Annotated in this window: 12 protein-coding genes; 2 read left to right on the top strand and 10 right to left on the bottom strand. The window is 72.9% G+C overall.

The features are described from left to right. Positions 1-285, bottom strand: a 285-nt coding sequence (locus tag ACFE86_RS18600) for a hypothetical protein (RefSeq protein ID WP_375456804.1), incomplete at its 3' end; no start/stop codon positions are given. An 88-nt stretch (positions 286-373) separates the two neighbouring features. Here ACFE86_RS18600 and ACFE86_RS18595 point away from each other — a divergent pair. Next, complete coding sequence (locus ACFE86_RS18595) at positions 374-1,417, top strand: threonine aldolase family protein (protein WP_375456803.1); 1,044 nt, start codon at positions 374-376, stop codon at positions 1,415-1,417. Positions 1,418-1,453: 36 nt separating this feature from the next. Here the strand turns inward: ACFE86_RS18595 and lysA are convergent, their stop codons facing one another. From lysA to ACFE86_RS18570, 5 genes are all read right to left on the bottom strand, one after another. After that, complete coding sequence (lysA, locus tag ACFE86_RS18590) at positions 1,454-2,725, bottom strand: diaminopimelate decarboxylase (RefSeq protein ID WP_375456802.1); 1,272 nt, start codon at positions 2,723-2,725, stop codon at positions 1,454-1,456. 127 nt (positions 2,726-2,852) lie between these two features. After that, entirely contained in the window at positions 2,853-3,206 is a 354-nt protein-coding gene (locus ACFE86_RS18585) for a lipoprotein (RefSeq protein ID WP_375456801.1), read from the bottom strand. Positions 3,207-3,323: 117 nt separating this feature from the next. Next, positions 3,324-3,590: a 3',5'-cyclic-nucleotide phosphodiesterase gene (locus tag ACFE86_RS18580; protein WP_375456806.1), complete on the bottom strand. Its 267-nt coding sequence runs from the start codon at positions 3,588-3,590 to the stop codon at positions 3,324-3,326. 241 nt (positions 3,591-3,831) lie between these two features. Further along, complete coding sequence (locus tag ACFE86_RS18575; protein ID WP_375456800.1) at positions 3,832-4,557, bottom strand: hypothetical protein; 726 nt, start codon at positions 4,555-4,557, stop codon at positions 3,832-3,834. Between the two features lie 202 nt (positions 4,558-4,759). Next, complete coding sequence (locus tag ACFE86_RS18570; RefSeq protein ID WP_375456799.1) at positions 4,760-5,392, bottom strand: DUF1134 domain-containing protein; 633 nt, start codon at positions 5,390-5,392, stop codon at positions 4,760-4,762. A gap of 167 nt (positions 5,393-5,559) precedes the next feature. On the opposite strand from ACFE86_RS18570, the gene ACFE86_RS18565 reads away from it, so the two are divergent. After that, on the top strand, positions 5,560-6,027 hold the full coding sequence (locus ACFE86_RS18565) for a YHS domain-containing (seleno)protein (RefSeq protein WP_375456798.1): 468 nt from the start codon (positions 5,560-5,562) through the stop codon (positions 6,025-6,027). On the opposite strand, the gene ACFE86_RS18560 is transcribed toward ACFE86_RS18565, so the two are convergent. From ACFE86_RS18560 to cheB, 4 genes are all read right to left on the bottom strand, one after another. Continuing rightward, positions 6,005-6,895 carry a 3'(2'),5'-bisphosphate nucleotidase CysQ gene (locus ACFE86_RS18560; RefSeq protein WP_375456805.1) on the bottom strand — a complete coding sequence of 297 codons (891 nt, stop codon included), beginning with the start codon at positions 6,893-6,895 and terminating at the stop codon, positions 6,005-6,007. The genes ACFE86_RS18565 and ACFE86_RS18560 overlap by 23 nt on opposite strands. Before the next feature lie 299 nt (positions 6,896-7,194). Further along, on the bottom strand, positions 7,195-8,196 hold the full coding sequence (locus ACFE86_RS18555; protein WP_375456797.1) for an asparaginase: 1,002 nt from the start codon (positions 8,194-8,196) through the stop codon (positions 7,195-7,197). Positions 8,197-8,268: 72 nt separating this feature from the next. Further along, on the bottom strand, positions 8,269-9,132 hold the full coding sequence (locus ACFE86_RS18550; RefSeq protein ID WP_375456796.1) for a CheR family methyltransferase: 864 nt from the start codon (positions 9,130-9,132) through the stop codon (positions 8,269-8,271). After that, positions 9,129-10,124: chemotaxis-specific protein-glutamate methyltransferase CheB (gene cheB / locus ACFE86_RS18545; RefSeq protein WP_375456795.1), on the bottom strand; the 996-nt coding region annotated here is incomplete at its 5' end. The genes cheB and ACFE86_RS18550, both read right to left, overlap by 4 nt.

The raw sequence follows: 10,124 nt of genomic DNA, 5'->3' as shown, positions 1-10,124 counted from the left end.
GACGCGGAGCGCCTGATCGACGTTGTTGTCGCGAACGAGTACCTGCAACGGACTGAATCCTTTAGGGCCGGTTTGGACGTGGCATTCGGTCGGCACCGAACCCGAGCCCCCGCAGCCCTGCGGGACATCAACGGCGCCCTGGGCCCGGGGATCGCCCGGGCAGGACGCGATGGAGATGGTCTCGATTCGGCGCGAAGCCTGCACCTTGCGCAGGCTCTTACACCAAGCGCCCGCGACTTCCAACCGGATTGCAACCGGATCGGCGGCGCGATCATCTTCCGCCAAGCCACGCCAAGCCACGCCACGCCACGCCGCCAAGCCACGCCGCCGACCCGCCGCGGGATCGGCACCGGGACATCCTCAAGGGCAACCGATGCGAGACGACGCACAGCAGTTCGCCAGCGACAACTATTCCGGCATCTGCCCCGAGGCGTGGTCGGCGATGGCGGCGGCCAATGCCGGACACGCGCCGGCCTACGGCGAGGATGCCTGGACCGCGCGCGCGGCCGACGCCTTCCGCGACGTGTTCGAGCACCCGTGCGAGGTGTTCTTCGCCTTCAACGGCACGGCGGCGAACGCGATGGCGCTGGCCTCGCTCTGCCGCTCCTACCAGAGCGTGATCTGCGCCGACGCCGCACACGTGGAGACCGACGAGTGCGGCGCGCCCGAATTCTTCTCCAACGGCTCGAAGCTGCTGACCGTGCGCACCGAGAGCGGCAAGCTCACCCCCGAGGCGATCCGGGCGCTGGCGACCAACCGCGGCGACATCCACTTCCCGAAGGTGCGCGTCGTGACGGTGACGCAGCCGACCGAGACCGGGCAGGTCTATTCGCTCGCCGAATTGCGGGCGATCTCCGCCGCCTGCCGCGACCTCGGCCTGTCCCTGCACATGGACGGGGCGCGCTTCGCCAATGCCTGCGCCCATCTCGGCTGCAGCCCGGCGGACATGACGTGGCGGGCGGGCATCGACGTGCTCTGCTTCGGCGGCACCAAGAACGGGATGCACGCCGGCGAGGCGGTGGTGTTCTTCGAGGCCGGGCAGGCCGAGGATTTCGGCTACCGCTGCAAGCAGGCGGGCCAGCTCGCGTCAAAAATGCGCTTCCTCTCGGCGCCCTGGGTTGGGATGCTGGAGGGCGGCGCGTGGCTGCGCAACGCGGCACACGGCAACGCCTGCGCCCGGGACTTCGCGGCGGCGATCGCGGACGCGCCCGGCCTCGCGCCGCTGTTTCCGGTTCAGGCCAACGCCGTGTTCCTGGCGATGCCGGCCGAGCGGATGGCCGCGTTGCGGGCGCGGGGCTGGCGCTTCTACACCTTCATCGGCGGCGGCGCCCGGTTCATGTTCGCCTGGGACGCGAAGGCGGAGCGCATCGCCGAACTCGTCTCGGACCTGCGCACGGTGTTCCGCGAGACCGTGTGAGGCGGGCGCCCGACGGCGCTCGGCCGTCGAGCCGAATCAGCCGTCGAGCCAACCCGGCATCCGGTCGAGCCCGATCAGGTCGTCGTAGCTCTGGCGCGGGCGCACGATCGCTGCCTGCGCGCCGCTGACCAGCACCTCGGGCACGAGGCGGCGGGTGTTGTAGGTGCCGGACTGGACCGCGCCGTAGGCGCCCGCGGTCATCACCGCGATGAGGTCGCCGGCCACGACCTGCGGCATCTCGCGCCGGAGGGCGAGGTAGTCGCCGGTCTCGCAGACCGGGCCGACCACGTCCGCGGTGATGCGGGGCGCGTCGTCGGCCGGCGCCGTCACCGGGCGCAGGGCGTGATAGGCCTCGTAGAGGGTCGGGCGGATCAGGTCGTTCATCGCGGCGTCGACGATGACGAAGGTGCGGCCCTCGCTCTCCTTCACGTAGAGCACCCGCGTGACGAGGATGCCGGCATTGCCCGCGATCATCCGGCCGATCTCGAACACCGGCCGCAGGCCGAGGGGCGCGAAGTGCGGGCGCAGGGTCGCGGCGAGCGCCGCCGGGTCCGGCGGTGGCGCGTTGTCGTCGCGATAGGGGATGCCGAGGCCGCCGCCGAAATCGATGTGCCGGATCGGATGCCCCGCGGCGATGAGCCGTCCGGCCAAGCCCGCCAGCAGGCGCGCCGCATCCTGGAACGGGGCGAGATCGGTGATCTGGCTGCCGATATGCATGTCGACGCCGTGGATCGCGAGGCCGGGCAGCGCGGCCGCCAGCGCGTAGACCGCGGGCGCGCGGGTGATGGGCACGCCGAACTTGTTCTCGTACTTGCCCGTCGAGATCTTGGCGTGGCCGCCCGCGTCGATGTCGGGATTGACGCGGATCGAGACGGGCGCTTCGATCCCGACGCCGCTCGCCACCGCGGAGAGCGCGTAGAGTTCGGGCTCGCTCTCGACGTTGAAGCAGTAGATCCCGGCCTTCAGCGCGGCGGCCATCTCGTCGCGGGTCTTGCCGACGCCGGAGAACACGATGCGCTGCGGTTCGACGCCGGCGCGGAGCGCGCGGAGCAATTCGCCCTCGGAAACGATGTCCATCCCAGCGCCCCGGCGCGCGAGCGTCGCCAGCACGGCCTGGTTGGAGTTGGCCTTCATCGCGAAGCACACCAGGGCGTCGTCGCCGGAGAACGCGTCGGCGAACACGCGATAGTGCCGTTCGAGCGTGGCGGTGCTGTAGCAATAGAACGGCGTGCCGACCGAGCCGGCGAGTTCCGTCAGGTCGACGTCCTCGGCATGCAGGCGCCCGTCGCGGTCTTGGAAATGGTGCATCGTTCGGCCGTGCCCTGAAGACGTCGTAAGATATGCCGCGTCGCCGAAAGAGTCGCGGTCGGCGTATCTCCCTCGCCTTCGCGGAGAAGCGATTCGGAGCGTTCGGGCTCGGCTCCGGCGATCCGGCCTACAGCAGGGGGTCGAGCAGAAAGGACGCCTTCGGTATCCGGTAGCTGCGCTTCGCCCCGCGGCCGGTCTCGACCGGCGCGTCGGTGCCCGAGGGCGGGATCGCGGAGACCGGGAGTTCGTCGCCGGCCTGGACCGCCAGCGGGTCGGGCTCGGGCGATCCGTCATCGCGGCCGGTGCCCGGCGGACGTTGGCGGGTGCCGGCCCCGGCCGGCACGGCCGCCTGCGTCGCTCTCCGCTGCGGCTTCACGCCGGCATCCGGCGATTCGAGGGCGCCGCGGCGCCCGCAGGCCGTGACCGCGAGCGCGACGAGGGCGATCGCGAGGGGCAGCGTCAGGACACGGGTGGGCGGCATCGCGAAGGGTCCGGCGGGCTCTTCTGGGACAGGCTTCCCAAGGGAGAGGTTCACCTTAGCCGTCGGCCGCAGGCGAGGCGAGCGCAGCCGGGCCACAACCCGGCCGTAGCCACGGCCTCAACCTTTCTTGTTGCCCTGCGTCGCCTGATAGGCGTCGATCGCGCGGCGGCAGTTCTCGGAGAGCGACTTCCAGTTCTTCTCGAAGCAGGCTTCGAGCTTCGGGTCCTCGGGCGCAAGGTTGCCGCAGTAGTTCAGGTAGTCCCCGGTGCAGTACTTCTTGATGGTCTCGTTGCCGCGCTTCGTCTCAGGCGCTGCCGAGGCCGGGGCGGCGAGCGGCACCGCGACACCGAGCGCGAGGGCGAGGGACGTGAGCTTCGAGGCCATGGGGTGTCGTTCCATCTGTCGGATCGGGTTGGGGATGGCGGTGCGATGATGCCTTTGCGTGGTGGAAACAAGGCATCGCCCCCGCGATTCGCAAGCGCGGCGCGCGGATTTCTTCCGCCGGATGCAGGCCCGAAGCGGTTCCCGACGGCGCGGAATCCGGTTCGGCGCCGCAAGGGCGCCGCAACGACGGCCCAAGACCGTGCCCGATCCCACGCGATCGGGCATCCTGCCGGTCGCCGCATCAGTGCGACGGCGCGCTCATCGGGTAGGCCCCGACGGCGGGCATGCGCTCGCGCCGGGTGAGGAGGTCGGCGACCTCGGTGATGCGGCGGCGCAGGTCCGCGTTGTCGTGCTCGACCGCCTCTCCGCGCTCGGCGAGCGCGCGGGCGAGCGCCGCCTCGGTGGCCGCGAGGCTTTCACGAAGCGTCCGTTCGCGATCCGCGGCGTCCGGCGGATCGGCGATCCCGGATGCGCTCGGCTCGGCGGCGGACGGCACCGGCGCGGCGGCGCGCCGCGCAGCGAGCAGGCTGTCGAGGAGGTCGGCATGGGCCTCCTCCAGCACCAGAAGGGTCGCGAGCCCGGCCGAGCCGTCCGCCCGCGCGGTCGCGAGTTCGTCCTCCAGCCGCGTGCGGAACTGCAGGCCCGCGGCGATCTCGGCATCGCGCGCGGCGACGTCGCGGGTAAGTGCGGCGACCTCCATCGTGCGGGTGCCCAGGGCCGCCATGTCGGCGTGACGCTTGTCGTGCGCCGCCTCGGCCGAACGCTCCAGCCGGCGCTGGTGCACCGCGAACTCCGCGCGCAGGAAATCCTTCTCGGCCGCGATCTCCGTCACCGAGAGCGGCAGCATCGCCTCGGTCCGCCGCCGCGCGAGGCGCGCGGCGCGCGCGTTCACCGCCGGCAGCCCCAGCAGCGCGCACAGGCTCGCCACCAGGAAGCCGAGGGCGAAGATCATCACGGTTTCGATCACGCGAACGAACTCGTCCCCAGGGCATCCTCCCCGCGCGGTGGTTGCCGGCTCGCGGGACGATGCGACCACACCAAGCGGGCATGGTCGACGATCGGGGCATCGTGGACCATGCTCCGTGGCCGGGCGGCCCCGGCCGAAGCGGGTGGCAGTCTAGACCGCTTTCGTCGCAAGGGCGACATCGGAGGTGTGCGGGGGTGGTGACTCAGAACGGGTTCCAGGTCGGCTTGCCGGTGAACTTGAGGTAGCCGACATTGATGCCGAGGCGCGCGCCGACGCCGGTGCGGATCGGGACCACGACGATGCCGTCGTTGGTCACCGCCGTCATGCCGAAGCCGCCGACGAGGTAGGCCGAACCGTCGATTCCGCCGAAGCGGCGGTAGATCCCACTCACCGCCGGCAGGTTGTAGACCAGCATCATCGTGCGGTCGCCGTCGCCGCCGACGTCGAAGCCGAGCGTCGGCCCCTGCCAGTAGATCCGGCGCGTGCCGGCGTTGCGGGTGTAGAGCGTGCCCTCGCCGTAGCGGACGCCGCCGACGATGGCGCCGGACGCCTCCTGCCCGAGGATGTAGCCGTTCGGCTCGCCCCAGCGCCGGGTCGCCTCCTGCACGGCGAGCGCGAGACCGCGCGAGACCGTGCCGAAGAAGCGGTGGCCGGAATCGACGATCTCGCCGGCCCGGAAGGGCTCCGGCGCACCGGGGTCCTCGACGGCGCGCGCACGCGCGGCGCCGGCCGGCACGAGGCCGAGCGCCGTGGCGAGCGCGGAGGTAAGCCCGGCCGAGAGACCGGCGAAGACTTGGCGCCGTGTCGCGGCGCGGCGGGCGTCGGGTGCCGTCATCGTTCCTCCTCGAGCCGGCAGCGGCTTGGCTGCTGCGCCGGTCGTGCCGTCCCCGCGGGAACGGAGGCGTGCATTCCGCCTTGAGAAATGTGGCAGAACGAACGGCGCCGGGCGGGGAGCGGACGAGCCCGCGATCCGGAGATGAGCCTAGAGATCCGATTCGCAAGATGTGGTTAACGCGCCGTGACTGCGCCGCCCTCGCCCTGGCCGTCTTTGCCCTGGCCGGCCTCGCCGGCCCGGCCCCAGCCGAAGCGCCGTCCGCCGGGCGGCTCGGGCTCGCGGGCTTCGATCCGGTGAGCTACTTCCTGCCCGAGGGGCCGCGGGCGGGCCTCCCTCGGTACGAGCTGCCCGGCCGCGGCCGGACGTGGCGATTCGCATCCGCGGCCAACCGCGCCGCCTTCGCCCGCGATCCGGACGTCTACGCACCGCGGCTCGGCGGATACGACGCCGCCGGCATCCTCGACGGGCGGCTGGTCGACGCCGACCCGCTGGTCTTCGCGGTGATCGCCGGCCGGCTCTACCTGTTCCGCGATGCGGAGCGCCGGGCGCGGGTCGTGGCCGATCCCGATCTCGCGGACCGGGCCGAGGCGCTGTGGCCGGGTCTGCGCCGGCTCACGGACGGAGGACCGGAGTGAGGTCGGGGATCGGCGCCGCCGGCTCCCGCGGGCGGACCAGCGGGCCGCGGTCGGGCAGGACGATCCGGGCGGCGAGCGCCGGGTCGCCGAGCGCCGCGAACGGGCCGTTGCGGTAGGCCAGCGCGTGGCGGCCGTAGATGATCGGCCGGCCGGTCGGCGTGACCACGCGCCCGCCGGCGGCGGTGAGAATATGGTCGCCGGCGGCGGTGTCCCACTCCATCGTCGGCCCGCAGCGGACGTAGAGGTCGGCCTCGCCCGACGCGATCAGGGCGAACTTCAGGGCGGAGCCGGCCGAGCGGCGCTCCGCGACCCGCAGCACGTCGAGGCAGGCCTCGGTCTCGGCATCGCCGTGGCGGCGGCTGCCCAGCGCGACGAGCCCGCCCGCGGGCGCATGCCGGGTGCGGACGGGCCGCGCCGGGCCGGGCCGGCCGTCGCGGATCGGCGCCTCGTGCGCCCTCACGCCCGCATGCCACACCCGGTGAAGGCCCGGCGCCGCAAGCGCCGCCGCGACCGGCCGGTTGCCCTCGATCAGGGCGATGCAGACGGCGAATTCCGGGCTGCCGGCGAGGAAGTCGCGGGTGCCGTCGAGGGGATCGACCAGGAAGAATCGGTCGGCCGGCGGCACGTCGTGGCAGGTCTCCTCGGCGACCACGGGAATCGCCGGGAAGCGATCCAGGAGGGCGGCGAGGATCAGGTGCTCAGCTTCAAGGTCGGCATCGCTCGAGGGCGAGCCGTCGACCTTCAGCACGTGCGGGCAGTCGCTGCCGTGATGACCGCGCAGGATCTCGCCGGCCGCGCACGCGATCTCCGCCAGCCGCGCGGCGATCCGTTCGCGCTCGGGACCGGAGAGGGGCGCGGCCATAGCCATGATCTCGGTCTTGGCCTCAGTCTCGGTCTTGGCCATGGCCTCAGTCTTGCCCGAGCGTCCGACCCTTGTCGACCTTCGGACGCGGCCCGGGTTCCGGCCGCCGCTCACGTCACTGGCGCGACGCCGGCGCGAAGTGGACGTGACGCCCGCGTTCCGGCAGGCCGGGAACGGTCTGGAGCGCGCGGACACGCCTCGCAGCCGACGGGCACCACGTCGCGCCCGCCGGCAGCCGTTCGCGGAAGCCCGGCGCCCGGCGGGCGGGGCGAACGGGCCGGATCGATCGTCGGCACGGTCGAACCTCAATAGGTCGCGAAGATGCGCGCCACCGCCTCGGGCTCGCGCGTGACCGTCAGCGCCAGCGCCAGCAGGATGCGGGCCTTCTGCGGCGTCAGGTTGTCGGCGCTGAGGATGCCGCGGGTCTTGAGGCGGGTGGTGAGCGGGACGACGCCGCTTCCGGCGCGCGTCGACTGCACCACCAGAATACCGGCGGCGGCGGCCTTTTCGAGGGCGTCGGCCTCCAGCGGCGGGGTCATGCCGGGCGCGAGCCCGGCCGAGACGAGGCCCCGCGCGCCCGCCGCCCGGAACGCCCGGACGGCGGTGCCGTCGGCGTCGGCATGGGCGTAGGACACGTCGACCCGCGGCAGCGCGTCGAGCGCGCGGATGTCGAAGGGCGTGCCCGGGGCGTGGCTGCGCTCGGAGCGCCGGTAATACCGCACGGCCGCCCCGTCGACATGGCCGAGCACGCCGAAATCCGGCGTGCGGAAGGTCTGCAGCCGGGCGACCGAGGTCTTGGTCACCTCGCGCGCCGCCTGGATCTCGTCGTTGAGCACCACCAGCACGCCGCGCCCGCGGGATTGCGGCGCCGCCGCGGTCCGGATCGCCGCGACGAGGTTGAGCCCCGCATCGCTCGACAGGGCGCTGATCGGGCGCTGCGAGCCGACCAGAACCACCGGCACGTCGACCGTCAGCGTCAGGCTCAGCGCGTAGGCCGTCTCCTCCAGGGTGGCGGTGCCATGCCCGATGACGATGCCGGCGAGGTCCGGTTGCTCGGCGGCGAGCCGCGCGCAGGTGTGGACGAGGTCGCGCCACTCGGAAAAGCCGATCGCCGGGCTCGGCACCGCGCGGAACGCGACCGGCACCAGCTCGGCGACCGCGCGCACCTCGGGCACGGCGTCGAGGATCGCCTGCGCCTCCAGGCGGTTGCCGGTCGCGGTGTAGTCGAGGATATCGAGGGAATCCCGTCCGATCGACGCGATCGTCCCGCCGGTGCCGATGAACGCGACCTTGGGCCTTGCCGTCATGGGTGTCTCCGGTCCGCTCCGCGGGAAAGGCGTGTCCTACGCGCCCCCGACCGCTTGCGCACGGCGCAGCCGTCAGCGGGCGCCGACCCGCAGCGACGGCGCGCCTGCGGCGAGGCGCACGGCCTGGGCCGCGTGCCCGTAGAGGCCGCGGTGCTGCGGGTGCGGGCTGAGGCGGTCGCTCAGGCCGATCACCGTCTCGGCGGCGCCGAGCAGGATCGCGCCGTCGGGCGCGAGCCGGTCGGCCAGCCGCCCGAGGATGTCGGTCTTGGTGGGTGCGTCGAAGTAGATCAGCACGTTGCGGCAGTAGATGACGTCGAAGGTGCCCAGGGTCTCGAAGCCCTGGAGCAGGTTGATCGGGCGGTAATCGACCATGGCGCGCAGCGCCGGCGCGATGTGCCACTGCTCGCCGACCTGCGAGAAGTACTTCAGCAGCCACTGGACGGGCAGGCCGCGCTGCACCTCGAAGTGGCTGTAGAGCCCGAGGCGCGCCTTCTCGATCACCTCGGTGGAGAGATCGGTCGCGATGATCTCGACCTGCCAGCCGGCGAGCCGGCCCGCGGCCTCCTGCAGCAGGATCGCCAGGGAGTACGGCTCCTGGCCGGTGGAGGCGGCCGCGCACCAGATCCGCAGGCGGCGCTGGGCCGCCCGGCGCAGAATCGCCTGCGGCAGCAGCACGTCGCGGAACAGGTCGAAGGGTGTGCGGTCGCGGAAGAAGAAGGTCTCGTTGGTGGTCATCGCCTCGACCACCGCGCGCTCGATCGCCGAATCGCGCGACAGCTTCAGCGTGCCGACGAGGTCGCGCAGGCTCGAAAGGCCGAAGCGGCGGCAGACCGGCGTCAGCCGGCTCTCGACGAGGTAACGCTTCTCCGGCGTGAGCGCGAGGCCGGAGCGTTGCTTGAGGTAGGCGCGCAGGTAATCGAAATCGAGCTCCGTCATGCGACCTGTCCCGTGATCAACGCGCGCAAAGCCGGCCCGATCTCCGGCAGCGGCAGGACGGCCTGCGCGAGCCCGGCCTTGGCGACGCTGCCGGGCATCCCCCAGACGGTGCTCGTCGCCTCGTCCTGCGCCAGCACCGCGCCGCCGGCCTCGACGAGGGCGCGGGCGCCTTGGGTGCCGTCCGAGCCCATGCCGGTGAGCACCACCGAGAGCGTGGCGGCCCCGAACAGGGCGGCGGCGTCCTTGAACAGCACGTCGACCGCGGGCCGGCAGAAGTTCACCGGCGGCCCGTCGTCGAGGCGGATCACCGGGTCGCGGCCCGGCCCCCCCGAGAGACCCATGTGGCGCCCGCCCGGCGCGACGTAGATCCGGCCCGGCTCCAGGCGTTCGTCGGCCCTGCCCTCGGCCGCGGGCAGCCCGGTCCGGGTGGACAGGTGCTCGGCGAAGACCGCGGTGAAGATCGGCGGCATGTGCTGCACGATGAGGATCGGCAGCCTGCGCAGCGTCGCAGGCCCGATCCGCTCCAGCATCTCGCCGACCGCGCGCGGGCCTCCGGTCGAGGCCCCCACCAGCAGGACGCGGGGTGCGACCGCCGCGCGCGCCTTCGGCCGCAGGGCGATCGGCGTCGCCGGGCGGGGCACGGCCGAAGCCAGGACGGCGCCCGGCGCGACGAGCGCCGGCGCGGGGCCGCGGCGCCGGGCGCGGGCGGCCCCGAACAGCCGCACGCGCTCCACCAGGTCGGTCCGGAAGGCGTCGGAGGTGGTGACGCCGCGGTTGCTCTCGGGCTTGGCGAGGTAGTCGACGGCCCCGAGCGCGAGGCATTTCAGGGAGATGTCGGCGTTGCGCGTCGTCAGCGTCGACATCATCACGACCTGCAGCGTCGGGCTCGCGGCGAGCAACCGCGGCAGCGCCTCGGTGCCGTCGAGTTCGGGCATGTCGATGTCGAGCAGCACCACGTCCGGGTCGTGCCGGGCCATCATCTCCAGGGCGAT

Origin of the sequence: uncultured Methylobacterium sp. (assembly GCF_964244095.1) — a bacterium.
GTDB lineage: Bacteria > Pseudomonadota > Alphaproteobacteria > Rhizobiales > Beijerinckiaceae > Methylobacterium.
Note: the sequence above shows the minus strand (reverse complement) of the source record. Positions and strands in the feature narration are given on the sequence as shown.